This window comes from Streptomyces sp. NPDC050704 (genome assembly GCF_040654355.1).
Classification (GTDB): domain Bacteria; phylum Actinomycetota; class Actinomycetes; order Streptomycetales; family Streptomycetaceae; genus Streptomyces.
In genome coordinates this window covers 1-25971 of sequence record NZ_JBFAHW010000142.1, presented here as the reverse complement: position 1 = coordinate 25971, position 25971 = coordinate 1, and the positions used below count along the sequence as shown (strand labels likewise).

Genomic DNA, 25971 nt, shown 5'->3' with positions numbered 1-25971 from the left:
AAACTGCTCGCGGCGGCCCCGCTACCCGCGGGGGTCAATATACCCCCCCAGCCCCCCCCCGCGGGGGGCGCCCGTGTCCGGGCGCCCCCCACCCCCCCCGCCCTCTGTGTGCGGAACCAGCGAATCCGAAGGTGCGAGGTCAGGCTGCGGCCGCGGCCACCTTCAGTTCGACCGTCAGCGTCGCGCCCCCGGTCGTGGTGATGCGCAGCAGGAACGTGCCGGCCGTGTCGTCCGCGTACAGCTTCGGCAGCTTCAGCAGGCCGTTCGCGTCCGTCTTGAGGCCCGCGAGGGTGCGTACGGTCTTGCCGTCGGCGTCCTTGAAGTAGGGGCCCTTGTCGTTCTCGGTCGCGTCGGCCGCCGACTTGACGAGGGTGGCCGTGGCCGCGACTCCGTCCGCGGCGGCGCCGTTGTAGGTGGCCTTCACCTCGACCGGGTTCGCGAACTCGCCGCCCGGCACGCAGGTCAGCGCGGTGTCGCTGGTGCGCGCGAGGGCGTCGGCCCGGCGGGCGGTGACCGTCGCCGTGTAGTCGAGGCCGGCCACGGCACGGCCGACGACGGTGGCGCGGACCGTGAAGTCGCCGGTCTTCTCGCCTGCCACGAGCGCCGGCGCGGTGGCCACGCCGGAGCTGTTGGTGAGGGCCGTGGCCACACTCTCGCCGCCGGTGAAGGCGGCGTCCGTGGTGCCGACGATCGTGAACCGGACCCGGACCTTCGCGACGGCCTTGCCCGCCTTGGTCTCGGTGCGGGTGGCGATCTTCTCGGCGAAGGCGTCGCCCGCGGTCGCGGTGAGTTTGGCGGTGCCCGCGTCCTCCAGGTGGTCCACCGTCTCGGTGGGCGTGGGGGCCGGGGTCGTCGGAGGCGTGCTCGACGGCGGCGGGCTGGGCGTACTGGGCTTGCCGGGCGGAGACGACGAGGGCGGGGTGGGGCTCGTCGAGCCGTCGCCGCCCTTCGCCGGCGGGCTGGGCGTCTGCGTACCGGGCGGCGTCGGAGTCGGCGACGTGCCGGTGCCGGACCCGTTGGAGCCGCTGGACCCGTTGCTGCCGTCGCTGCGCCCGGACGGCAGCGTGCCCGTCCCGTCCGGCACCTCGTGGGTGCCCTTGCGGTAGAACTCCAGCCACGACAGGACCGTGTTCAGGTACTCCGTCGAGTTGTTGTAGCTGAGGATCGCGCGCCTGAGGTCGGCCCGGTCGGACAGGTCCCAGTTGAACCGGCACAGGTAGTGGCCGGCCGCGAGAGCCGCGTCGTAGATGTTGTTGGGGTCCTTCTTGCCGTCGTCGTTGCCGTCGCGGCCCGACCACGCCCAGGTGGAGGGGATGAACTGCATGGGGCCCACAGCACGGTCGTGGGTGGTGTCCCCGTCGTACGCGCCGCCGTCGGTGTCGGTGATCCGCGCGAAGCCGTTGCCGTTGAGGACCGGGCCGAGGATCGGGGTGAGCGTGGTGCCGTTGGCGTTGACACGCCCGCCGCGGGCCTGGCCCGACTCGACCTTGCCGATGGCCGCGAGAAGTTGCCAGGGCAGGTTGCAGCCGGGCTTGGACGAGCCGAGCGCCGCCTCGGCCTTCTTGTAGGCGTCGAGGATGGTCGCGGGTATGCCCGCCTCGGCGTCTCCCGTGACGACAGGGCCGTCGGTGCCGGTGCCGGTACTGGGGGTCGCGGTGGGGCTGTTGAGCGGCGGAAGGTCCGTGTAGTACGGCGAGTTGCCGGTCGCGCTGTCACCTGCGGGCACATCGGGCGAGGGCTGGGAACCGGTGTTCTGTCTGCCCTGCGAGGTGTCGGTCACGCCCGGAGCCTGGGACGCGGACAAGGCCGCGACCGCGACCGCGGCCACCGCGGTGGTTGCCGCCCCCTTGACGACCCGCCTGCCGAATTGCGCCGTCATTGCGTGAACCCCTCCCGTGGACGATCGCCCGCGCTGTGCGCGTTTCCTGTTGTCCGGCCGCACTCCCCAGTACGGCGACCCAGGCGACCCTACGACAACTTCCGCCGCGCAGACACCTGTTCGTGCCCGTTTTTCACCGGTTGGCCATATCCCGTTTCTCCTGCCCGGACAGCCCTCGGTCATGCGGGGTGCCTCCCGCATACTGGGCGTCACCGATCAAGAAAACGCGGGAACCGAAGGAATCGCAGGGGGCGGTCCGGTTCCGCCAACGCCGTTCGCGGGGAGCCCAGTTGCCGTTCACCCTCAGCCATGCCGCGGCCGTCCTGCCGGCTTTGCGCACCGACGGAACCGGACGCGGCCGGCTGGTCCCGGCCGTACTCGTCGCCGGTTCGTTCGCGCCCGACATGACCTATTACGCGGCGAGTGTGCTGCCGGCGGCGATGGAGTTCGGCGAGTTCACGCACTCGTTCACCGGTGTGCTGACGGTCGACGTCCTCGTCGCCTGGGCGCTCGTGGGTGCTTGGCTGGTGCTGCGCGAGCCGCTGGTGGCGCTGCTGCCGCGGGGCAGGCAGGGCCGGATCGGGGCCTTGCTGCACTGCGGTTCGCCGCGGGCCCGTTTCCGGCCGTTGCTGGCCCTGTGGTGGTACGTCTCCGCGGTGCTCGGTGCGCTGACGCATGTCGTGTTGGATGCGTTCACGCATCTGGACCGGTGGGGCATGCGCGTCTTCCCCGTCCTGGGGCGGGAGATCGCGGGCTCACCGCTGTACTGGTACCTGCAGTACGGCGGTTCGGCGGTGGCAGCGGTGGTGATCGCGGCCTTCGTGGTGGTCGCACTGCGGCGGCTGCCGACGTCGGAACCCGAAGGGGCGTCTTTGGGAGTGCCCGTCCTGTCCGTACGGGACCGGTGGCTCGCCTGGATCGTGATCGGTGGCTGCGCGCTGGTGGCGGCGGTGCAGCGGGCGGCTCGCTGGTGGGCGTACCGGGGAGCCGACGCGAAACCCTTGGAGCTGATCCCCACCGTGTGCTTCGGGGCTGGGGCCGGACTGGCGGTCGGTCTGACGGCGTACGCCGTGGCCGTCAGGGTGTGGCGTCCTGCTCCGGTTCGTCCCAGCCGGGCAGCGGCTCGTACGGAGCCGAGCCGTCCGACTCCTCGCTGACCGTGCTCCGCGGGGTGAGGCCACGCCCGCTGCCGCGGCCCTGATTGAGGCCGCGGTGCACGGCCTGGGCTATCCGCTCGATGGTGCGGACGCCGTACGCCTTCGTGGGGTTGTCGTGGGACAGGACGACGATCCGGTACGTGCTGCGGTCTTCGCCCGTGAAGGCGCCGATGCTGTGCACGCGCCAGCCGTGGGTGGACCGGGGCAGCCAGCCGTTCTTGACGTGCGCCTTCAGGCCGCGCGGCATGCCCGCGGGGACGCCCCAGCGCTGGTCGGCGCGGACCTCGCTGAGCAGTTTCAGTCCGTACGCGCGGGTGCGGAGGAAGGAGCGGGCGTTCGTCAGGACGTCCAGCAGTGCCATCTGGTCGGCGGCCGTGGTGCGGGTCAGGCCCCAGTAGCCGCCGGGGCCCAGGATCGTGGCCCGGGTGCGGACGTGGGCGAGGAAGCCGTTGAGGTAGCTGTGGCCCAGGTCGGTCCACAGGCGCCGGGCGGCACCATTGTCCGAGCTGACGATCATGGGCCGTACGTCAGCCGTTTCCCGGTCGGTGAGTCCGCGGCCCAGCTCCTCGGCCCGCCGGAGCAGCCCCTCCATGATCAGCACCTTGGCGATGCTCGCCGAGTCGTACTGCCGCTCGCTGGCGGACGCGCAGGTCAGGCCGGAGTCGTCGTGCACCGCCACGGAGACGCTGCCGCCTCGTGACGACAGCGCCGACTGGATGTCCTGGGCCATCCGGTTGGCGAGGTCGGGGTCGTGGGGAGCGTGACAGGTGACGGGGTCTGCGGGGGCGTCGGAGGGGGTGCGTTCGATGGTGTCCGGCGGGATGCGCCTGATCGTGGTGCCGGCCGGGATCTGGGAGTCGCGGCGCCGGCCGAGACGGCGGGGGCGGGCGCGAGGAGAGCCGACGCGAGGGCCGCGACCAGAGCCGCGCGGCAGCGCCGTACGTGCCGTATTTGCCGTATGTGAGGACCCATGCCCGCATCCTTGCGGCGAGTCCGGCCGGGGGCGTCTTCGCGGGGGCCACGCGAGTGACGGGCCCTCCGGGGGTTGGGCGGGGGCTTGTGCGGGGGTGGCAGTGTGGGTTGGTCTCGCGAGTGGGTGGAGGCGGTGCTCACCTTGGCTGCTCCCCGGGCCCGCCCCTGGAGGGCGGGCCCGGGGAGGAAGCGCCCCCGCAGAGGCGCGGGGAACTGCGCGGCCGGCCACGGACGGCCCGCAGGATCAGTACCGCGCGTCCCGCGGAGCGCCTAGTGCGCTGCCGACTCCCAGTCCGCGCCCGAGCCGACCGATACGTCCAGGGGTGCCCGGAGGTGTACCGCGTTCGCCATTTCGTGGCGGACGAGTTCCTCGGTCCTGGCGCGTTCGCCGGGAGCGATCTCCAGGACGATTTCGTCGTGGACCTGGAGAAGCATGCGGGACTGGAGCTCGGCTTCCCGCAGCGCCCGGTCCACGTTCAGCATGGCGATCTTGACGATGTCCGCCGCCGTGCCCTGGATCGGCGCGTTCAGAGCCATGCGCTCGGCGGCCTCGCGGCGCTGGCGGTTGTCGCTGTTGAGGTCGGGGAGGTAGCGGCGGCGCCCGAAGAGCGTCGCCGTGTAGCCCGTCGCCCGCGCCTCCTCGACCGCGCGGCGCAGATAGTCCCGTACGCCTCCGAAGCGCTCGAAGTAGGTGTCCATCAGCACACGGGCCTCACCCGGGTCGATGTTCAGCTGCTGGGCCAGGCCGAAGGCGGACAGGCCGTAGGCCAGCCCGTACGACATCGCCTTGATCTTGCGGCGCATCTCCGCGTCGACCGCGTCCCGCTCCACGGAGAAGACCTGCGAGGCGACGGTGGTGTGCAGGTCCTCGCCGGAGGTGAACGCCTCCAGGAGTCCCTCGTCCTCGGAGAGGTGGGCCATCACGCGCAGTTCGATCTGGCTGTAGTCGGCGGTCATGAGGGACTCGAAGCCCTCGCCGACCACGAAGCCGCGGCGGATCGCGCGGCCCTCGTCCGTACGGACCGGGATGTTCTGGAGGTTCGGGTCCGTGGACGAGAGGCGGCCGGTGGCCGCGACCGTCTGGTTGAAGGTGGTGTGGATGCGGCCGTCCGCGGCGATCGTCTTGATCAGGCCCTCGACGGTGACGCGCAGCTTCGCCTGCTCGCGGTGGCGGAGCATGATGACCGGCAGTTCGTTGTCGGTCTGGGCGGCCAGCCAGGCCAGCGCGTCCGCGTCGGTCGTGTAGCCGGTCTTCGTCTTCTTCGTCTTGGGCAGGCCCAGTTCACCGAAGAGGACTTCCTGGAGCTGCTTGGGCGAGCCGAGGTTGAACTCGTGCCCCGCCGCCGCGTGCGCCTCCTTCACGGCCTGCTGCACGGCGCCCGCGAACATCTGCTCCATGGCTTCCAGGTGCGGCTTGTCCGCGGCGATGCCGTGCCGCTCCAGGCGGGCGAGCAGCGTCGACGTCGGCAGCTCCATGTCGCGCAGCAGGTCGGCCGCGCCGACCTCCGCCAGCCGCTCCCCGAACGCCTCGCCGAGGTCGAGGATCGCGCGGGCCTGCACCATCAACGCGTCGGCCTCGGCGCCCTCGTCGGCGCCGAAGGCGAGCTGCCCGTCGGCCGCGGCGGCCGGTGCCAGCTCCCGGCCGAGGTACTCCAGGGACAGCGCGTCCAGGTCGAAGGAGCGGCGCCCGGGCTTGACCAGGTAGGCGGCGAGCGCGGTGTCCATGGAGATGCCCGCGACGCTCCAGCCGTGCTCGGCGACGACCCGCATGACGCCCTTGGCGTTGTGCAGCACCTTGGGCTTCTCCGGGTCGGCGAGCCAGGCCGCGAACGCGTTCTCGTCCGTCTCGTCCAGCTGCGACGGGTCGAACCAGGCGGCCGCCCCATCGGCCGCGGCGAGCGCGACCTCGGCCACCGAACCCGTGCCGAGGGCCCAGGTGTCGACCGTGGCGACGCCGAGGACCGTCCCGCCGTGCTCGTCGAGCCATGGCTTCAGCTCGCCCGAGCCGAGCACCGTGCCGTCCACGGCCACGCCCGCGGCGGCCGGCGGCCCCGCGTCGACCTCCTCGGCCCCGGGGTCGACGGCCAGCAGCCGCTCGCGCAGCGACGGGTTACGGATCTCCAGGGTGTCCAGGACCATCGCGACGGCCGTGCGGTCGTACGGAGCGCGCTCCAGCTCGGTGACCGGCTTCGGCAGCTCGACGTCGCAGACCATCGCCGTGAGGCGACGGTTGAGCTGCACGGCCTCCAGGTGGTCACGGAAGCTCTGCCCCGCCTTGCCCTTGACCTCCTCGGCGCGCTCGACCAGCTCCGCGAACGACCCGAACTGGTTGATCCACTTCGCCGCGGTCTTCTCGCCGACACCGGGGATGCCCGGCAGGTTGTCGGACGGGTCGCCGCGCAGGGCCGCGAAGTCGGGGTACTGCGCGGGCGTCAACCCGTACTTCTCGAAGACCTTCTCCGGAGTGAAGCGCGTCAGCTCGGAGACGCCCTTCGTCGGATACAGCACGGTCGTGTGCTCGCTGACCAACTGGAAGGAGTCGCGGTCGCCGGTGACGATCAGCACCTCGAAGCCGGCCGCCTCGGCCTGCGTGGCGAGCGTGGCGATGATGTCGTCGGCCTCGAAGCCGTCGACCGCGAACCGGTCGGCGTGCATCGCGTCGAGGAGCTCGCCGATCAGCTCGACCTGGCCCTTGAACTCGTCCGGTGTCTTGGAGCGGTTCGCCTTGTACTCCGGGAACTCCTCCGAGCGCCACGTCTTGCGCGACACGTCGAACGCCACCGCGAAGTGCGTGGGCGCCTCGTCGCGCAGGGTGTTGGCGAGCATCGACGCGAAGCCGTAGATCGCGTTCGTCGGCTGCCCCGTCGCCGTCGTGAAGTTCTCCGCGGGCAGCGCGAAGAACGCTCGGTACGCCAGCGAATGCCCGTCCATGAGCATCAGCCGCGGGCGCCCGCCGCCGGAGGTCGTCTCGGTCTTCTTCGATGCTGAATCTGCCACAACCCCGATCCTGCCACGTGCCACTGACAACGCGGCCCGCCCCGGCCCTGACAGGATCGTTGTCACCACCACGTGGGAGGATCGAAGACGTACCTCACACGTGTTCGAAGAGGAGGCCGAGATGGCCGGCAAGCCGCCCCACAGTGATCCGGTTCAGGACGCGCCGCAGGTCGCCGGGCCGAAGCACGCCGCCGCCGGACTGCCCGCCATCGGGCACACCCTGCGCATCGCCCAGCAGCAGATGGGCGTGAAGCGCACGGCACTGACCCTGCTGCGCGTCAACCAGAAGGACGGCTTCGACTGCCCGGGCTGCGCCTGGCCCGAGCCGGAGCACCGGCACGCGGCGGAGTTCTGTGAGAACGGCGCGAAGGCGGTCGCCGAGGAGGCCACCCTGCGCCGCGTGACGCCGGACTTCTTCGCCGCGCACACCGTCGCCGACCTCGCGACCCGCAGCGGCTACTGGCTGGGCCAGCAGGGCCGCCTCACCCACCCCATGTACCTCGCGGAGGGCGCCGACCGCTACGAACCCGTGCCCTGGGAGCGTGCCTTCGACATCATCGCCGAGGAGCTCACCGGACTCGGCTCCCCGAACGAGGCGCTCTTCTACACCTCGGGCCGCACCAGCAACGAAGCGGCGTTCCTGTACCAGCTGTTCGCCCGCGAGTTCGGCACGAACAACCTGCCGGACTGCTCCAACATGTGCCACGAGTCGTCCGGTTCCGCGCTGGGCGAGACCATCGGCGTCGGCAAGGGCAGCGTCCTCCTGGAGGACCTCTACAAGGCGGACCTGATCGTCGTCGCCGGACAGAACCCGGGCACCAACCACCCGCGCATGCTCTCCGCCCTGGAGAAGGCGAAGACCAACGGCGCGAAGATCATCACCGTGAACCCGCTCCCCGAAGCGGGCATGGAGCGCTTCAAGAACCCGCAGACCCCCCAGGGCATGTTCAAGGGCGCCGCCCTCACCGACCTGTTCCTGCAGATCCGCATCGGCGGCGACCAGGCCCTCTTCCGCCTCCTGAACAAGCTCATCCTGGACACGGAAGGTGCGGTCGACGAGGAGTTCGTCGGCGAACACACCCACGGCTACGAGGAGTTCGCGGCCGCCGCCCGCGCCGCCGACTGGGACGAGACCCTCACCGCGACCGGCCTCACGCGCGCGCAGATCGACGAAGCCCTCCGCATGGTCCTCGCTTCCAAGCGCACCATCGTGTGCTGGGCCATGGGCCTCACCCAGCACAAGCACTCCGTGCCGACCATCCGCGAGGTCGTCAACTTCCTGCTGCTGCGCGGCAACATCGGCCGCCCGGGCGCGGGCGTCTGCCCCGTGCGCGGTCACTCGAACGTGCAGGGCGACCGCACCATGGGCATCTTCGAGCGCCCCGCACCCGCCTTCCTGGACGCCCTGGAGAAGGAGTTCGGCTTCGCCCCGCCCCGCGAACACGGCTACGACGTCGTACGGGCCATCCGCGCCATGCGCGACGACAAGGCCAAGGTCTTCTTCGCGATGGGCGGCAACTTCGTGTCCGCCTCCCCCGACACCGACGTCACCGAAGCGGCCATGCGCCGCGCCCGCCTCACCGTGCACGTGTCGACGAAGCTCAACCGCTCGCACGCCGTCACGGGCGCGCGTGCCCTGATCCTGCCGACCCTGGGACGCACTGAGCGGGACCTCCAGGGCAGCGGCGAGCAGTCCGTGACGGTCGAGGACTCCATGGGCATGGTGCACGCCTCACGCGGCCGCCTGGAGCCCGCGAGCGAGCACCTGCTGTCCGAGACCGCCATCGTGTGCCGCCTCGCCCGCCGCGTCCTCGGTGAGAGCAGCAGGACGCCCTGGGAGGAGTTCGAGAAGGACTACGCGACGATTCGCGACCGCATCGCGAAGGTCGTCCCGGGCTTCGAGGACTTCAACGCGCGCGTAGCCGATCCCAACGGCTTCGCCCTCCCGCACGCCCCCCGCGACGAGCGCCGCTTCCCCACCGCCACCGGCAAGGCCAACTTCACCGCCGCACCCGTCGAGTACCCGAAGCTCCCCGCCGGCCGCCTGCTGCTCCAGACCCTGCGCTCGCACGACCAGTACAACACCACGATCTACGGCCTGGACGACCGCTACCGGGGCATCAAGAACGGCCGCCGGGTCGTCCTCGTCAACCCCGAGGACGCCCGCGAGCTCGGCCTCGCCGACGGCTCGTACACCGACCTGGTCAGCGAGTGGAAGGACGGCGTGGAGCGTCGCGCCGCCGGATTCCGCGTCGTGCACTACCCCACGGCCCGCGGCTGCGCGGCCGCCTACTACCCGGAAACGAACGTCCTGGTCCCCCTCGACGCCACCGCCGACACCAGTAACACGCCCGCCAGCAAGTCCGTCGTCGTCCGTCTGGAACAATCGACAGCCAACTGAGCGTTCGCTTAGGCAGCTGAGGCCGGCTGACCGGCAGCGCCGAGCACGATCGACGACGAAGGAGCCGGCCCCATGGGCGAGCAGCACCACGTGACGTTCCCGCAAGAGGTCATCGACGAGTACACGGCACTCGGCGTGGACGTCATCGCCATGTTCTCCGCCGGCCACCTCGGCACCCGCATGGGCGTCCAGATCACCGAGGCCTCCGCGGACCGCGTCGTGGGCACCATGCCCGTCGAGGGCAACACCCAGCCCTACGGACTCCTCCACGGCGGCGCCTCCGCCGTCCTCGCCGAAACCCTCGGCTCCGTCGGCGCCATGCTGCACGGCGGCAGCACCAAGATCGCCGTCGGCGTCGACCTCAACTGCACCCACCACCGCGGCGCCCGCTCCGGCCTCGTCACCGGCGTCGCCACCCCCCTCCACCGCGGCCGCACCACCGCCACGTACGAGATCGTCATCAGCGACGAGGACGGCAAGCGCGTATGCAGCGCCCGCCTCACCTGCCTGCTGCGCGACGTGAACCCCAGCGACGAGCAGCGGGTGAGCGCGGCCGGCTGACAGCCGCAGCCACCCCCTGGGGCGCCTGCACAACAGGCGCCCCGGCCGACCGGCCCACCCGCCCCCGGGAAGCGGCAACACCTTCCCGGGCCCGCCCGGCCCGCCTACCGTTTCTCCATGAGGCCCCGGCCATGAGCGGCACCGGACCCGTCGAACCCACCGACTCCGCCGACTTCACCGACCCGACCGGCCCGTCGAACAACCGGACCCGCACGGAACAAGGTCACGAGACCGGCGACATCATCGGCGACACCCCGCCACGCCTGTCCGACCGCTGGGCCGCACTCCCGCCCCACACCCGAAAAGCCGCCCTCGCCGCGGCCACCGCCGGCGCGATCGCGACCGCCGTCCTGATGCTCCCCGTCCCGCCCGCCCCACTGCCCGCCCCGCCGCCCGACGACACGCCGCCGACACCTTTCCCCGCCAACGTCACCGCGTTCGCCTACGCGGGCCCTGCGGACGCCGCGACCCCCGGCACCGCGAGCCGCTCCTTCCGCTTCGCGGTCTCCGTACGCCGCGGACCCCCCGTCACCCTCGACGTGACGAGCGCCGCCTACCCCGGACTCCACGCCCACACCACACCCGACACACCCGTCACCGTGGCCGCCGGGACAACACACCGGATCACCGTCCGCATATCGGTCACCGACTGCTCAGGCCTGCCGCTCCACGCGAGCCTGCCTTTCCTCGACGTAACGCTGCGTAACGCGCGCGCAATACAACACCACAGTTTCATCTTCGGCGGCGCCTACTCCCGAGACCTTTCCCGACTACTCAGAACCGCCTGTGACACCGCCTGACACCCATCCCCACCTACGCGCAACCGGAAGTGCGGATTCTCAAAATGTGGACGTTGCGGAAATTCCGCCAAACCATCCGAGACCCCCTTCCCGGAAGAACCTCGTCCGACACGTCATAACAAGAAAGTCACAAGCCAGCCTCGGACGATGCTCCTACCTACGCGCCGGGCTTAGAGTCACGCCCAGTCACCGCTCCACCGGGAGTTCGGTACCTCGGCATACGCCGTGCCCCACAGGGGCGGCCATGCCTGCGGAAAGGACTGATTGTGCGACAGCGTTCTATGGTGATTCTCACCTCCATTCTCACCACCGGAGCTCTGACCCTCACCGCATGCGGCTCCCGTGACGACGACAGCAGTGGCGGCGACACGGACACCACCACCCTGACCATCGGCGTCGACGCCCCGCTCACCGGCGAGAACTCGGCCACCGGCCTCGGCATCCAGTACGGCGTCCAGATCGCCGTCGACGACGCCAACAAGAAAAACCTCGTACCCGGCGTGAAGTTCAAGGTCAAGGCCCTCGACGACAAGGCCCAGCCCGCCACCGGCCAGCAGAACGCCACGGCCCTCGTCGGCGACAAGACCGTCGTCGGCGCCGTCGGCCCGCTGAACTCCGGCGTCGCCCAGACCATGCAGCAGGTCTTCGCCTCCGCCGACATGGCCCAGATCTCCCCCTCGAACACCAACCCCGAGCTCACCCAGGGCAAGAACTGGCAGACCACGAAGAAGCGTCCCTACAAGACGTACTTCCGCACCGCCACCACCGACGCCCTCCAGGGCGGCTTCGCGGCCGACTACGCCTACAACGGCCTCAAGAAGAAGAACGTCTTCGTCGTCGACGACAAGCAGACGTACGGCGCCGGCCTCGCGAACATCTTCCAGGCGCAGTTCAAGGAGCTCGGCGGCAAGGTCGCCGGCACCGACCACGTCAACACCGGCGACAAGGACTTCGGCGCCCTCGTCACCAAGATCAAGAACTCCAAGGCCGACCTGCTCTACTACGGCGGCCAGTACGACGAGTCCCAGCTGATCACCAAGCAGCTCAAGGAAGCCGGCGCCAAGATCCCGCTCTTCGGCGGCGACGGCATGTTCACCCCCACCTACATCGAGACCGCCGGCGCAGCCGCCGAAGGCGACCTCGTCACCTCCGTCGGCGTCCCCGTCGAGACGCTCCCCGCCGCCAAGGCCTTCATCGACCAGTACAAGGCCAAGAAGTACAAGGGCGACTACCAGACCTACGGCGGCTACTCCTACGACGCCGCCACCGCGATCATCAACGCCGTCAAGGCCGCCAAGGAAGCCAACGACGACAAGCTGCCCTCCGACATGAACGACCTCCGCTCCACGGTCGTCGAAGAGGTCGGCAAGTCCGACTTCGAGGGCATCACCGGCAAGGTCTCCTTCGACGAGTACGGCGACACGACCAACAAGCAGCTCACCGTGTACCAGGTCACCAAGGGCGAGTGGAAGGCTGTGAAGACCGGCACGTACAACGCCGGCTGACCCCCCACCCCACAGCACCGCACCACGGGCCGCGCGGAAGGAGGACCCCAACCGCGCGGCCCGTTCTCACACCCCACATCCCCCTGCACTAAAACCAGTGCACACGACCACCAGCGACATGGAGGCCACGCGGTGAACACCCTGCCGCAGCAGCTGGCCAACGGGCTGCTTCTCGGCTCGATGTACGGGCTCATCGCCATCGGCTACACGATGGTGTACGGCATCGTCCAGCTCATCAACTTCGCCCACGGCGAGATCTTCATGATGGGAGGCTTCGGCGCCCTCACCGTCTACTTCTACATCCTCCCGGACGGCACCACCATGTGGGTCGCCCTGCCCCTCATGCTCATCGGCGGCGCCATCGTCGCCGTCCTCGTAGCCGTCGGCGCGGAAAGATTCGCCTACCGACCCCTACGCGGAGCACCACGACTAGCGCCCCTCATCACCGCCATCGGCCTCTCCCTCGCACTCCAAGAGGTCGTCCGCAACTTCTACCCCGGCGCCGACAAGAACCGCGTCTTCCCGAGCCTCGGCGACGGCTCCTACGACCTCGGCTCCATCACCATCCAGGGAGGCGACATCTTCCTCCTCATCGCCGCCCCCCTCTGCATGGCCGCCCTCGCCTTCTTCGTCCGCACCAGCCGCACCGGCCGCGCCATGCAGGCCACCGCGCAGGACCCGGACACCGCGCAGCTCATGGGCATCGACACCAACCGCATCATCGTGATCGCCTTCGCCATCGGCGGCTTCTTCGCCGCCGTCGCCGCGGTCGCCTACGGCTTCAAATACGGCCACGTCGAATACCGCATGGGCTTCCTCGCCGGACTCAAGGCCTTCACCGCCGCCGTCCTCGGCGGCATCGGCAACATCTACGGCGCCATGCTCGGCGGCCTCGTCCTCGGCATCGCCGAAGCCATGGCCACCGCCTACATCAGCGACATCCCCGGCATGGAACAACTCGGCGGCCAGGTCTGGGCCAACGTCTGGGCCTTCGTCCTCCTCATCCTCGTCCTCCTATTCAGGCCACAAGGCCTACTCGGCGAACGCGTCGCGGACAGGGCGTGAGAGACATGACCGACACCAAAACCCCCGAGACGCCCGTGAAGACCACCTCCCGCGGCCTCATCACCCTGCCGCTCGCCGCCGCCCGAGCCCTCCTGCTCATCGGCGCCGTCGCCACCATCGCCTCCACCTTCATGGCCTGGACCTGGACCGCCGAATTCCCCGGCGACCTCACCGTCTACGGCTACCCCGGCGGACTGCAGTGGATCACCCTCGCCGCAGCCATCCTCCTCACCGCCTTCGCCCTCGCCGGCTACGGCGTCCCCGCCCTGCGCACGATGACACCGGCCGGCAACAACGCCCCCGTCGTCCTCGCCGCCCTCGGCGCCTTCGGCACCACCTGGTTCACCGTCATCGCCATCACCGTCGAACTCGGCGGCCTCGCGAACCTCGAACCAGGCGCATACGTCGCCGCCGTCGCCTCCCTCCTGCCGGTACTCGGCGCCTTCGCCCTCCCCCAGGACCGCGACACCGCCGCCACCGCCAAGGAAACCCTCAAGGCGTACATCGCCAAAGCCGACCGCATCCCCGCCGCAAAGCCCCTCTCCGGCTGGGTCCAACGGCTCATCATCACCGTCGTCGTCCTCACCGGACTCGCCGTCTTCACCTACGGCATAGACATCCCCTCCGAAGAGGGCCAGACGTTCGTCGGCTACCTCATCACGCTGGTCTTCGCCCTCTGGGCGCTGCACACCGCGGGCCTGATCGACCGCTTCTCCGCGCTCGTCGCCGCCAACCGCAGCTTCACCCTCGCCATGGGCTTCGCCGCCGCGATCATCTTCCCCTTCACCCAGACCGACGACCACTACGCCAACATCGGCGTCAACATCCTGATCTTCGGGACCGTCGCCCTCGGCCTCAACATCGTCGTCGGCCTCGCCGGACTCCTCGACCTCGGATACGTCGCCTTCCTCGGCGTCGGCGCCTACACCGCCGCCCTCGTCTCCGGCTCCGAGTTCTCCCGCTTCTCCGGCGTCCAGTTCCCCTTCTGGGCCGCCGCCCTCGCCGGCGCCGCCGCATCACTCCTCTTCGGCGTCCTCATCGGCGCCCCCACCCTGCGACTGCGCGGCGACTACCTCGCCATCGTCACCCTCGGCTTCGGAGAAATCTTCCGCATCGCCGTCAACAACATGGACGGCAGCTCCGGACCCGACATCACCAACGGTCCCAACGGCATCCCCGCCATCCCGGACCTCGAGTTCTTCGGCTACAACTTCGGCGATTCCCACGACATCCTCGGCATCACCCTCGGCCGATTCGCCAACTACTACCTCCTGATGGTCCTCGTCATGGCCATCGTCGTCCTCGTCTACACCCGCGCCTCCGACTCCCGCATCGGCCGCTCCTGGATCGCCATCCGCGAGGACGAGACCGCCGCCACCGCCATGGGCATCAACGGCTTCCGAGTCAAACTCGTCGCCTTCGCCCTCGGCGCAGCCCTCGCGGGCCTCGCAGGCACGGTCAGCGCACACGTCACCTACAGCGTCGTCCCGAACCCCTACCAGTTCGCCGGATCCACGCCGCCCAACTCCGCGTTCCTCCTGGCCGCGGTCGTCCTCGGCGGCATGGGCACCGTCGCCGGACCCATCCTCGGCGCAGCCCTGCTCTACCTGCTCCCGGAGAAGCTCGTCTTCCTCCAGGACAAGTCGCTGCTCGCCTTCGGCATCGCCCTCGTGCTCCTCATGCGCTTCCGGCCGGAAGGCATCATCGCCAACCGCCGCCGCCAGCTCGAATTCCACGAGACCGGCCAACTCGACGTACCGGACACCACGACGTTGACCGACAAACCGGCCGTCACCAAGGCGGGGGCGTGAACGACATGACGACACCAGTACTCGAAGCCCGCGAAGTCACCATGCGCTTCGGCGGCCTCACCGCCGTCCGCTCCGTCGACTTCACCGTCAACGCCGGCGAAATCGTCGGCCTCATCGGACCCAACGGCGCCGGCAAAACCACCTTCTTCAACTGCCTCACCGGCCTCTACGTGCCGACCGAAGGCAAGGTCTCCTACAAGGGCACCGTCCTCCCGCCGAAACCCCACCTGGTCACCCAGGCAGGCATCGCCCGCACATTCCAGAACATCCGGCTCTTCGCCAACATGACCGTCCTGGAAAACGTCCTCGTCGGCCGCCACACCCGCACCAAAGAAGGCCTCTGGTCCGCCCTCCTGCGCGGACCCGGCTTCAAAAAAGCCGAAAAGGCCTCCGAAGAACGCTCCATGGAACTCCTCGAGTTCATCGGCCTCGCCCACAAGCGCGACCACCTCGCCCGCAACCTCCCCTACGGCGAACAGCGCAAGCTGGAAATCGCCCGAGCCCTGGCGAGCGAACCCGGCCTGCTCCTCCTCGACGAGCCCACAGCCGGCATGAACCCCCAGGAAACCCGCGCGACCGAAGAACTCGTCTTCGCCATCCGCGACAAGGGCGTCGCCGTCCTCCTCATCGAGCACGACATGCGCTTCGTCTTCAACCTCTCCGACCGCGTCGCCGTCCTCGTCCAGGGCGAAAAACTCGTCGAAGGCACCTCCGAAGTAGTCCAGGCCGACGAACGCGTCATCGCCGCCTACCTCGGCACCCCCTTCGAAGGCGAACCCGGAGCCGCCGAAGTCGCCGAAGTAGAGGCCGCGGAGGCGGGGGCCGTGGCAGACGCGGCCCCGAAGGACAGCACCACCGGTACGCGAGGAGAAACCCAGTGACCGCACTGCTCGAGGTCGAAGACCTCAAGGTCGCCTACGGCAAGATCGAAGCCGTCAAGGGCATCTCCTTCAGCGTCGAAGCAGGCCAGGTCGTCACCCTCATCGGCACCAACGGCGCCGGCAAGACGACCACGCTGCGCACCCTCTCCGGCCTGCTCAAGCCCACCTCCGGCACCATCCTCTTCGACGGCAAACCACTGGCGGGCATCCCCGCCCACAAGATCGTCGCCCTCGGACTCGCACACTCCCCCGAAGGCCGGCACATCTTCCCCCGCCTGACCATCGCCGAAAACCTCCACCTCGGCGCGTTCCTCCGCACCGACAAAGCAGGCATCGAAAAGGACATCCAGCGCGCCTACGACCTCTTCCCCATCCTCGGGGAACGCAGGAAACAGGCCGCCGGAACCCTGTCCGGCGGCGAACAGCAGATGCTCGCCATGGGCCGGGCCCTCATGTCCCAGCCCAAACTCCTCATGCTCGACGAACCCTCCATGGGCCTCTCACCGATCATGATGCAGAAGATCATGGCCACCATCGTCGAACTCAAGTCCCAGGGCACGACGATCCTCCTCGTCGAACAGAACGCCCAGGCCGCCCTCTCCCTGGCCGACCACGGCCACGTCATGGAGATCGGCAACATCGTGCTCTCCGGCACGGGCCAGGACCTCCTGCACGACGAGTCGGTACGCAAGGCGTACCTCGGCGAGGACTAGCCACCGGCTACCGGCCCCGCCCGTCCGTATACGGCTGAGGCCCGCACCCCCTGTCACGGGGATGCGGGCCTCAGCCGTTACGTGTACGTACGTACTCTCGTCGCCGCTACTCAGTCCTTCGCGGCCTTCTTCTCCTCGGCGTCCAGAATGACCGCCTCGGCCACCTGCTGCATCGACATACGCCGGTCCATCGACGTCTTCTGAATCCACCGGAACGCGGCCGGCTCCGACAGGCCGTACTCCGTCTGCAACACCGACTTCGCACGGTCCACCAGCTTCCGGGTCTCCAGACGCTGCGTGAGATCCTCGATCTCCTTCTCCAGCGCCTTCAACTCCGTGAACCGGGACACGGCCATCTCGATCGCCGGAACCACATCACTCTTACTGAACGGCTTCACCAGATACGCCATCGCACCGGCGTCCCTCGCCCGCTCGACCAAGTCGCGCTGCGAGAAGGCGGTCAGCATCAGAACCGGCGCGATCGACTCCGCGGCGATCTTCTCCGCCGCCGAGATCCCGTCCATCTTCGGCATCTTCACATCGAGGATGACCAGATCCGGGCGATGCTCCCGGGCGAGCTCGACGGCTTCCTCACCGTCTCCCGCCTCACCTACGACGGAGTACCCCTCCTCTTCGAGCATCTCCTTGAGATCGAGACGGATCAACGCCTCGTCCTCGGCGATGACGACACGGGTCGTCAGCGGAGGCACGTGCGACTTGTCGTCGTCGGGCGCGTCTACGGGCTGGGGCGACTCGGGGGCGGTCACGGGGGCTCCTCGTTACGGGCCGGGCAGTGCTGCTGTTCCAGAGCCTACCTAGCTGCAGCTGAGTACGGTGACCCGGTACACTCTCGGAGTGCCCAGCCGGGTTGGCGGAATCGGCTTACGCGGATGTCTCAAACACATCTGTCCGAAAGGACATACGGGTTCGAATCCCGTACCCGGCACCTCTAAACGGATGCTCACGTTCTCGTGAACATCCGCTTTTTGCTGCACACGGTCGCGATCAGTAACACAGAGTGGCCGCATGAACTTCCATGGCACTGAGGTGCGACAGAAGGCGCTCACACTCCTGCGCGGTGGCGCAAGGAACGCGGACGTGGCCCGGCGATTCAATGTCCCGTCCGGAACGGTCAGCTACTGGAAGCACATGGACCGCGCGAAACGTGGCGAGTGTCCAGGGAAGCACGACCCAAGATGCCCCCGGTGCGACGGACGAGAGCTCGACGAAGCGGCGTACAGCTATCTCCTTGGCCTCTATCTGGGAGACGGCCACATCAGCCACTACTCAGCGCACCGGGTGCCCAACCTCATGATTACGTGTGCCGAATCCTGGCCCGGACTCATGGACGACTGCGAGCAAGCCATGCGCGCGGTCTTCCCCGACAACTCCGTCTGCCGCGTCCGCAGGACGGGCTGCCGCAACGTGAAGGTCTACTCGAAGCACCTGCACTGCCTGTTCCCGCAGCACGGGCCCGGCAAGAAGCACGATCGCCGAATCGCCCTCGAATCCTGGCAGCAGAAAATCATCGATGCCCACCCGTGGGAGTTCATCCGGGGGCTCATCCACTCCGACGGGTGCCGCATCACCAACTGGACCACCCGCCTCGTCGCCGGTGAACGCAAGCGCTACGAATACCCCCGGTACTTCTTCACCAACGTCTCCGACGACATCCGTCAGCTCTACACCGACACCCTCGACAAGCTAGGCATCGGCTGGACCCACTGCACCCGCCACGGCAACGCGTACAACATCTCCGTCGCCAAGAAGGCCTCCGTCGCCTTGATGGACACCCACGTGGGCCCCAAGTACTAACTCCCCGCCCCTACTTGGGCGCGTCGTCCTCGCCGATGTGATGGACCCGTACCAGGTTCGTAGAGCCGGAGACCCCGGGCGGCGAGCCGGCCGTGATGACGACGATGTCGCCCTTCTGGCAGCGGCCGTACTTCAAGAGGAGCTCGTCGACCTGGTCAACCATCGCGTCGGTGGAGTCGACGCGAGGGCCGAGGAAGGTCTCCACGCCCCAGGTGAGGTTCAGTTGCGAGCGGGTTGCCGGGTCCGGGGTGAAGGCCAGCAGAGGGATCGGCGACCTATACCGCGACAGACGGCGGACCGTGTCTCCCGACTGCGTGAAGGCGACCAGGAACTTGGCGCCCAGGAAGTCGCCCATCTCGGCCGCCGCTCGGGCGACCGCACCGCCCTGCGTGCGGGGCTTGTTGCGGTCGGTCAGTGGCGGGAGCCCCTTCGCGAGGATGTCCTCCTCGGCCGCTTCGACGATGCGGGCCATCGTCTTGACCGTTTCGATGGGGTACTTGCCGACGCTCGTCTCGCCGGACAGCATCACCGCGTCCGTGCCGTCAATCACCGCGTTCGCCACATCGCTCGCCTCCGCCCTCGTGGGGCGGGAGTTGTCGATCATCGAGTCGAGCATCTGCGTGGCGACGATGACGGGCTTGGCGTTGCGCTTGGCGAGTTTGATGGTGCGCTTCTGGACGATCGGGACCTGTTCCAGCGGCATTTCCACGCCGAGGTCGCCTCGGGCGACCATGATGCCGTCGAAGGCGGCGACGATGTCGTCGATGTTGTCGACGGCTTGCGGCTTTTCGACCTTGGCGATGACGGGGAGGTAGCGACCCTCCTCCTTCATGATGCGGTGGACGTCGTCGATGTCGCGTCCGCTGCGGACGAAGGAGAGGGCGATGACGTCGCATCCGGTGCGCAGGGCCCAGCGGAGGTCTGCTTCGTCCTTGTCGGAGAGGGCGGGGACGGAGACGGCGACGCCGGGGAGGTTGAGGCCTTTGTTGTCGGAGACCATGCCGCCTTCGACGACGGTGGTGTGGACGCGGGGTCCGTCGACTGAGGTGACTTCGAGGGTGACTTTGCCGTCGTCGACGAGGATGCGTTCGCCGGGGGTGACGTCGGTGGCGAGTCCGTCGTAGGTGGTGCCGCAGGCGTGGCGGTCGCCTTGGGTGCCTGGTTCGACGGTGATGGTGAAGGTGTCTCCGCGTTCAAGGAGTACGGGGCCTTCGGTGAAGCGGCCGAGTCGGATCTTCGGGCCTTGAAGGTCGGCGAGGATTCCGACGCTGTGGCCGGTTTCGTCGGAGGCCTTTCGTACGTGTTGGTAGCGCTCCTCGTGGTCGGCATGGCTGCCGTGGCTGAGGTTGAAGCGGGCTACGTCCATTCCGGCGTCGACCAGGGCTTTGATCTGGTCGTACGTGTGGGTGGCGGGGCCCAGTGTGCAGACGATTTTTGCTCGGCGCATGTTTCGAGCGTAGGCCTTACCGGTGGGTAGGTAATTGGTTGTGCATGACTACTCAACAACCTTTGAGTGAAAGCTTATTGACAAGTGTTGAATTGTGCGCCCGGGTGCTCCGATGAGCACGGGGATTTGTTTTAGAGCTCCGGCGGCGCCATCGTGAATCGGGCGTTGACCTGGGCGTATACGTGTTGTCGTTGGGGTTCGAGGTCGAGGGGCGGGGCTTCGCCGGTGGCGCCGTCCTGCTCCTCGAAGGCCATGGTGCGCATCATGGCGGCGCCGGGGTGGGCGTTGCCGTAGGGCTGGGCGTTCTCGGCACCGATGTCGGCGAGTTCGACGAGGGCGGCGAGGGTGGTGCCGAGGGCTTCGGCGTATTCGCGGGCTCGTTGGACTGCTTCGTGTACTGCTTGTTGGCGGGCTTGGCGGTGGGCGGGTGAGTCGGGGCGCAGGGCCCACCAGGGTCCGTCGACGTGGGTGAGGTCGAGGTCTGCGAGTCGGGTGGTGAGTTCGCCGAGTGCTGTGAAGTCGGTGAGTTCGGCGGTGATGTGGACGCGGCCGTGGTAGGCGCGGATGCGTTCGCCGCGGCCGCGTTTGGTGAGTTGGGGGGTGATGGAGAAGGCGCCTGTTTCGAGTTTTTCGACTGCGTCGCCGTATGTCTTGACGAGGTCTAAGGCGGTGGCGTTGCGGCGGGTCAGGTCGGTGAGGGCGTCTCGGCGGTCGGTGCCGCGGGCGCTGACGGTGATGCCGATGCGGGCGATTTCGGCGTCGACTTCGAGGTGGGCTTCGCCGCGGACGGCGATGCGTGGGGCGTTGGGTGTGCCGTAGGGGACTGCGGGTGGGTGTTCCTCTGCTGGGGAGGCCATACGTCCCACTCTGTCACCGGTGACCTGTTTGCGGGACCCGCTGGTCACCAGATCGAAACCTGTGGGGGCTGTTGTCGTGCGTCATGCCCGGGTCAGAATCTACGCGCGTCATCTTCGCGTGTTGTTGACCTTTCCCCTAGGAGTGACCAGACATGCCGCTGAACCGCCGGAAGTTTCTGAAGAAGTCCGCTGTGACCGGTGCCGGGGTCGCGCTGGCCGGTGCGGCAGCGGCGCCGAGTGCTCAGGCGGCGGAGGCTGCGGTGGTGAAGGCCGGCAGGAAGGCCAAGCGGTATTCGCTGACGGTGATGGGGACGACCGATCTGCATGGTCATGTCTTCAACTGGGACTACTTCAAGGATGCGGAGTACAAGGACGCGGCGGGCAATGCGCAGGGGCTGGCGCGGATCTCGACGCTGGTGAGCAAGCTCCGCAAGGAGCGGGGGCGCTGTAACACGCTCCTCATCGACGCCGGTGACACGATCCAGGGCACGCCGCTGACGTACTACTACGCGAAGGTGGACCCGATCACCGCCGAGGGTGGTCCGGTGCATCCGATGGCGCAGGCGATGAACGCGATCGGGTATGACGCTGTGGCGCTGGGCAATCACGAGTTCAACTACGGCATCGAGACGCTGCGGAAGTTCGAGGAGCAGTGTGATTTCCCGCTGCTGGGTGCGAATGCGCTGGATGCGAAGACGTTGAAGCCGGCGTTTCCTCCGTACTTCATGAAGAAGTTCCATGTGCCGGGCGCCCCGCCGGTGAAGGTGGCCGTGCTGGGTCTCACCAATCCGGGTATCGCGATCTGGGACAAGGCTTATGTGCAGGGCAAGCTGACGTTCCCGGGTCTGGAGGAGCAGGCGGCGAAGTGGGTGCCGAAGCTGCGGTCTATGGGTGCGGACGTGGTGGTGGTGTCGGCGCACAGTGGTTCGTCGGGGACTTCTTCGTACGGTGATCAGTTGCCGTATGTGGAGAATTCGGCGGGGTTGGTGGCGCAGCAGGTGCCGGGTATCGACGCGATTCTGGTCGGGCATGCGCATGTGGAGATTCCCGAGCTGAAGGTGACGAACGAGAAGTCCGGGAAGACGGTCGTGTTGTCGGAGCCGTTGGCTTATGCGGAGCGGTTGTCGTTGTTCGACTTCGAGTTGGTTTTCGAGAAGGGCCGGTGGTCGGTCGAGTCGGTGGCGGCGTCGGTACTCAACTCGAATGCGGTCGCCGATGACCCGAAGATCACCAAGTTGCTGAAGGACGAGCACGACGTGGTCGTGGCGTACGTGAACCAGGTGGTGGGTACGGCGACGGAGACGTTGACGACGGTGGAGGCGCGGTACAAGGACGCTCCGATCATCGACCTGATCACGAGGGTTCAGGAGGATGTGGTCAGGGCGGCGCTGGTGGGGACGGAGTATGCGTCGTTGCCGGTGATCGCGCAGGCGTCGCCGTTCTCGCGGACGTCGGAGATTCCGGCGGGGGATGTGACGATCCGGGATCTGTCGGGTCTGTATGTGTTCGACAACACGTTGGTGGCGAAGTTGATGACGGGTGCGCAGTTGCGGGCGTATCTGGAGTATTCGGCGGAGTATTTCGTGCAGACGGCGGCGGGTGCGGCGGTCGATCCGGCGAAGCTGACGAATGCGGGTAACCGCCCCGACTACAACTACGACTACGTGTCGGGGCTGACGTACGACATCGACATCGCGCAGGCGGCGGGTTCGCGGATCAAGAACCTCTCGTACAACGGTGCGGCGCTGGACGACGCCCAGCGGTTCGTGCTCGCGGTGAACAACTACCGGGCCAATGGCGGCGGTGCGTTCCCGCATGTGGCGTCCGCGCAGGAGTTGTGGGCGGAGTCGACGGAGATCCGTACGCGGATCGCGGAGTGGGCGACGGAGAAGGGTGTGCTGGATCCGAAGGAGTTCGCTTCGGTGGACTGGAAGCTGACGCGTGACGGGGTGCCCGTGTTCGCGTAGGTCCAACGATTACTCGGCAGGCCTGGGTGCTCAGCTCTCCACGAGGGGGGTGAGGACCTGGGCCTGTCGTTGTCTGGCGTTGGGGATGTGGGGTGGCGGCTGGTCGAGGCCGAAGGTGGTGAAGGCGGTTCGGCTGGGCAGTGGGTAGGGGTTTTTCCCGGTGAGGGTGTTGAGGATGGTGGCGCTGCGCCAGGCTGCGAGGCCGAGGTCGGGGGTGCCGATGCCGTGGGTGTGTCGTTCGGCGTTCTGGACGTGGACGGCTCCGGTGACGGAGGGGTCGAGGACGAGTCGGTACTGATCGTCGATTCTGGGGCGTTCGGAGGCGTCGCGGCGCATGTAGGGGTCGAGTCCGGCGAGGAGTTGGCCGAGGGGGCGTTCGCGGTAGCCGGTGGCGAGGATGACGGCGTCTGTGGTGATGCGGGAGCGGCTGCCTTGCTGGATGTGTTCGAGGTGGAGTTCGACTTTGGTGGTGGCGACGCGGCCTGCGGTGCGTACGTGGACTCCGGGGGTGAGGACGGTGTCGGGCCAGCCGCCGTGGAGGGTGCGGCGGTAGAGCTCGTCGTGGATGGCGGCGATGGTGTCGGCGTCGATGCCTTTGTGGAGTTGCCATTGGGCGGGGACGAGCCGGTCGCGTACGGGTTCGGGCAGGGCGTGGAAGTAGCGGGTGTAGTCGGGGGTGAAGTGTTCGAGTCCGAGTTTCGAGTACTCCATGGGTGCGAAGGCTTCGGTGCGGGCGAGCCAGTGGATTTTTTCGTGTCCTGCGGGGCGGTGTCTGAGGAGGTCGAGGAAGACTTCGGCGCCGGACTGTCCTGAGCCGATGACGGTGATGTGGTCGGCGGTGAGGAACTTTTCGCGGTGTTCGAGGTAGTCGGCGGCGTGGATGACGGGCACGCCGGGGGCTTCGACGAGGGGGCGGAGGGGTTCGGGGATGTAGGGGGTGGTGCCGATGCCGAGGACGATGTTCTTGGTGTAGGTGCGGCCGAGGGCTTCGGCTTCGCCGTCGGTGTCGAGTTGGGTGAAGTCGACTTCGAAGAGGTCGCGTTCGGGGTTCCAGCGGACGGCGTCGACCTGGTGGCCGAAGTGGAGTCCGGGGATGTTTTCGCTGGCCCAGCGGCAGTAGGCGGCGTATTCGGCGCGGTGGATGTGGAAGCGCTCGGCGAAGTAGAAGGGGAAGAGGCGGTCGCGGGCTTTGAGGTAGTTGAGGAAGGACCAGGGGCTGGCGGGGTCGGCGAGGGTGACGAGGTCGGCGAGGAACGGGACTTGGAGGGTGGCGCCTTCGATGAGGAGTCCTGGGTGCCAGTCGAAGGCGGGGGCCTGTTCGTAGAAGACGGTGTCGAGTTCAGTGAGGGGGTGGGCGAGGGCGGCGAGGGAGAGGTTGAAGGGGCCGATGCCGATGCCGACGAGGTCGCGGGGTGCTTCGGGCTGGTGGTGGGGCGGTGTGGCGGGCGTGGGGGGTGGCTGCGAACTCATCGGGGGGTGTGTCCTTCCACCAGTTTCAGGAGCGCGGCGAGGTCGCCGGGTCCGGTGTGCGGGTTGAGCAGGGTGGCTTTGAGCCAGAGGCGGTTGTCGAGGCGGGCGCGGCCGAGGACGGCGCGGCCTTGGGTGAGGAGTGTTCGGCGTACGGCGGCCACGGCGGTGTCGGTGGCGTTCGTGGGCCGGAAGAGGACGGTGCTGATGATGGGTGGGGCGTAAAGCTCGAAGCGGGGGTGCTCGTGGATGAGCTCGGCGAACTCGGTTGCGTGGGAGCAGACTTGGTCGACGAGTGCGCCGAGTCCGGTGCGGCCGAGGGTTTTGAGGGTGACGGCGATCTTGAGGGTGTCGGGGCGTCGGGTGGTGCGCAGGGAGCGGCCGAGGAGGTCGGGGAGGCCGGCTTCGGTGTCGTCGTCGGCGTTGAGGTAGTCGGCGCGGTGGGCGAGGGCTGCGAGGTCGTGTTTGTCCTGTACGGCGAGGAGGCCTGCGGCGATGGGCTGCCAGCCGAGTTTGTGCAGGTCGAGGGTGACGGTGTGGGCGCGGGCGAGGCCGTCGAGTTTGGGGCGGTGGTGGGTGCTGAAGAGGAGGCCTCCGCCGTAGGCGGCGTCGATGTGGAGGCGGGCGCCGTGGGTGTCGCAGAGGTCGGCGATGGCGGGGAGTGGGTCGATGAGTCCGGCGTCGGTGGTGCCTGCGGTAGCGGCTACCAGGAGTGAGCTGTGTGGGCCGGGTAGTCGGGTGAGGGTTTCGTCGAGGGCGGTGGGGTCCATGGTGCCGGTGGGGGCGGGCACGGTGACGGGTTCGGGGAGGCCGAGGAGCCAGGTGGCGCGGCGGAGGGAGTGGTGCGCGTCGGCCGCGCAGACGAGTTGGACCCGGCCGTGGAGTTCGCGGGCGAGGAGGAGGGCGAGCTGGTTGGATTCGGTGCCGCCGGTGGTGACGAGGGCGTCGCCTTGTGCCGGGGTCCGGTTCGTGTGTGGTCGGCCGGTGTCCGCGTAGACCTCTGCGGCGAGGGCGGCCGTGACGAGTGTTTCGAGTTCTGAGGCGGCCGGTGCCTGGTCCCAGGAGTCGAGGGACGGGTTGAGGGCGGAGGCGGCGAGGTCGGCGGCGGTGGCGACGGCGAGGGGCGGGCAGTGGAGGTGGGCGGTGCACAGGGGGTCGGCGGGATCGGCGGCGCCCGCCGCGAAGGCGTGGACGAGGTTGCGCAGGGCGTCTTCGTCGCCGTGTTCGGGGAGGATGTCGCCGGCGGCGGCGCGCATGCGGGCGGCGACCGCTTCGGGGCCGCCGGCGGGGAGTGGTCCGCCGCGTGCGGCGGTGCCGTCCCGGAGAGCGTCGAGCACGATGGTGAGCAGCGGCCGCAGGGTGTCCGGTCCTTGGGGGCCTGAGGCGAGCGGGCTCATGGACGTCCTCCGGGGGCGCGCGGCGGGGTTTTCAGCGGGGGCTTCCAGCCTGTACGCGTTTGGGATGACGCGCCCGAAGAGTCCAACGATCGGTACCCGAAAGTGGGCACGGGTCGCTCCGCGGGTTGGGCCGGGTTTGCTGAGGCCCTGTGTGTAAGTGCGGGTTTGTGGGGGCTGGGCGCGCCCCGCGGCGGAGCCGCACAATGTCACAGCCCGCGCCCCAACCGGGCGCGGGGTGGTCCAGCCACCAGCCACCAGCGACACAAGCGAGTAGCAGGA

19 protein-coding genes and 1 tRNA gene are annotated in these 25971 nt (G+C 68.5%); 12 read left to right on the top strand and 8 right to left on the bottom strand.

The window, feature by feature from the left end:
• Positions 1–139: 139 nt before the first annotated feature.
• A complete protein-coding gene (locus tag AB0I18_RS45435) occupies positions 140–1879 on the bottom strand; it encodes a lytic transglycosylase domain-containing protein (protein WP_363111678.1) in 1740 nt (579 codons plus the stop codon).
• A gap of 290 nt (positions 1880–2169) precedes the next feature.
• On the opposite strand from AB0I18_RS45435, the gene AB0I18_RS45430 reads away from it, so the two are divergent.
• Positions 2170–3036 carry a DUF4184 family protein gene (locus AB0I18_RS45430; protein WP_363111677.1) on the top strand — a complete coding sequence of 289 codons (867 nt, stop codon included), beginning with the start codon at positions 2170–2172 and terminating at the stop codon, positions 3034–3036.
• Here AB0I18_RS45430 and AB0I18_RS45425 read toward each other — a convergent pair.
• Positions 2957–3766, bottom strand: a complete 810-nt coding sequence (locus AB0I18_RS45425) for a serine hydrolase (RefSeq protein ID WP_363111676.1) — start codon at positions 3764–3766, stop codon at positions 2957–2959. The genes AB0I18_RS45430 and AB0I18_RS45425 overlap by 80 nt on opposite strands.
• A 512-nt stretch (positions 3767–4278) precedes the next feature.
• On the bottom strand, positions 4279–7005 hold the full coding sequence (gene polA / locus AB0I18_RS45420) for a DNA polymerase I (RefSeq protein ID WP_363111675.1): 2727 nt from the start codon (positions 7003–7005) through the stop codon (positions 4279–4281).
• Positions 7006–7126: 121 nt separating this feature from the next.
• Between polA and AB0I18_RS45415 the strand changes: the two genes are divergently transcribed.
• The 8 genes from AB0I18_RS45415 to AB0I18_RS45380 all read left to right on the top strand — a co-directional run bounded on the left by AB0I18_RS45415 (position 7127) and on the right by AB0I18_RS45380 (position 16742).
• Positions 7127–9406 (top strand): FdhF/YdeP family oxidoreductase, encoded by a 2280-nt coding sequence (locus AB0I18_RS45415; RefSeq protein ID WP_363111674.1) that lies wholly within the window; start codon positions 7127–7129, stop codon positions 9404–9406.
• Positions 9407–9478: 72 nt separating this feature from the next.
• Positions 9479–9967, top strand: coding sequence for a hotdog fold thioesterase (locus tag AB0I18_RS45410; protein WP_363111673.1), 489 nt, complete (start codon positions 9479–9481; stop codon positions 9965–9967).
• A 131-nt stretch (positions 9968–10098) separates the two neighbouring features.
• Complete coding sequence (locus AB0I18_RS45405; protein ID WP_363111672.1) at positions 10099–10767, top strand: hypothetical protein; 669 nt, start codon at positions 10099–10101, stop codon at positions 10765–10767.
• A gap of 281 nt (positions 10768–11048) precedes the next feature.
• A complete protein-coding gene (locus AB0I18_RS45400; protein ID WP_363111680.1) occupies positions 11049–12272 on the top strand; it encodes a branched-chain amino acid ABC transporter substrate-binding protein in 1224 nt (407 codons plus the stop codon).
• Positions 12273–12404: 132 nt separating this feature from the next.
• A complete protein-coding gene (locus AB0I18_RS45395; protein ID WP_363111671.1) occupies positions 12405–13337 on the top strand; it encodes a branched-chain amino acid ABC transporter permease in 933 nt (310 codons plus the stop codon).
• Positions 13338–13342: 5 nt separating this feature from the next.
• Positions 13343–15148, top strand: a complete 1806-nt coding sequence (locus AB0I18_RS45390; protein ID WP_363111670.1) for a branched-chain amino acid ABC transporter permease — start codon at positions 13343–13345, stop codon at positions 15146–15148.
• Between the two features lie 5 nt (positions 15149–15153).
• Positions 15154–16029, top strand: coding sequence for an ABC transporter ATP-binding protein (locus AB0I18_RS45385; protein WP_363111679.1), 876 nt, complete (start codon positions 15154–15156; stop codon positions 16027–16029).
• Positions 16026–16742, top strand: a complete 717-nt coding sequence (locus AB0I18_RS45380) for an ABC transporter ATP-binding protein (protein WP_363111669.1) — start codon at positions 16026–16028, stop codon at positions 16740–16742. Before AB0I18_RS45385 ends, AB0I18_RS45380 begins: the two co-directional genes overlap by 4 nt.
• Positions 16743–16852: 110 nt before the next feature.
• On the opposite strand, the gene AB0I18_RS45375 is transcribed toward AB0I18_RS45380, so the two are convergent.
• Positions 16853–17509 (bottom strand): response regulator, encoded by a 657-nt coding sequence (locus AB0I18_RS45375; RefSeq protein WP_363111668.1) that lies wholly within the window; start codon positions 17507–17509, stop codon positions 16853–16855.
• Positions 17510–17604: 95 nt separating this feature from the next.
• Here AB0I18_RS45375 and AB0I18_RS45370 point away from each other — a divergent pair.
• Positions 17605–17688 (top strand) — tRNA-Leu (locus AB0I18_RS45370).
• A gap of 80 nt (positions 17689–17768) precedes the next feature.
• Positions 17769–18557, top strand: a complete 789-nt coding sequence (locus tag AB0I18_RS45365; RefSeq protein WP_363111667.1) for a helix-turn-helix domain-containing protein — start codon at positions 17769–17771, stop codon at positions 18555–18557.
• Between the two features lie 10 nt (positions 18558–18567).
• On the opposite strand, the gene pyk is transcribed toward AB0I18_RS45365, so the two are convergent.
• Both pyk and AB0I18_RS45355 read right to left on the bottom strand, forming a co-directional pair.
• Entirely contained in the window at positions 18568–20004 is a 1437-nt protein-coding gene (gene pyk, locus AB0I18_RS45360) for a pyruvate kinase (RefSeq protein ID WP_363111666.1), read from the bottom strand.
• A 131-nt stretch (positions 20005–20135) separates the two neighbouring features.
• Positions 20136–20861 (bottom strand): SIMPL domain-containing protein, encoded by a 726-nt coding sequence (locus tag AB0I18_RS45355; protein ID WP_363111665.1) that lies wholly within the window; start codon positions 20859–20861, stop codon positions 20136–20138.
• Positions 20862–21013: 152 nt separating this feature from the next.
• On the opposite strand from AB0I18_RS45355, the gene AB0I18_RS45350 reads away from it, so the two are divergent.
• A complete protein-coding gene (locus AB0I18_RS45350; protein WP_363111664.1) occupies positions 21014–22828 on the top strand; it encodes a 5'-nucleotidase C-terminal domain-containing protein in 1815 nt (604 codons plus the stop codon).
• Positions 22829–22858: 30 nt separating this feature from the next.
• Here AB0I18_RS45350 and AB0I18_RS45345 read toward each other — a convergent pair whose 3' ends face one another.
• Positions 22859–24298 carry a SidA/IucD/PvdA family monooxygenase gene (locus AB0I18_RS45345; RefSeq protein WP_363111663.1) on the bottom strand — a complete coding sequence of 480 codons (1440 nt, stop codon included), beginning with the start codon at positions 24296–24298 and terminating at the stop codon, positions 22859–22861.
• Entirely contained in the window at positions 24295–25692 is a 1398-nt protein-coding gene (locus AB0I18_RS45340; RefSeq protein WP_363111662.1) for a pyridoxal-dependent decarboxylase, read from the bottom strand. The genes AB0I18_RS45345 and AB0I18_RS45340 overlap by 4 nt, the downstream gene beginning before the upstream one ends.
• Positions 25693–25971: the final 279 nt, after the last annotated feature.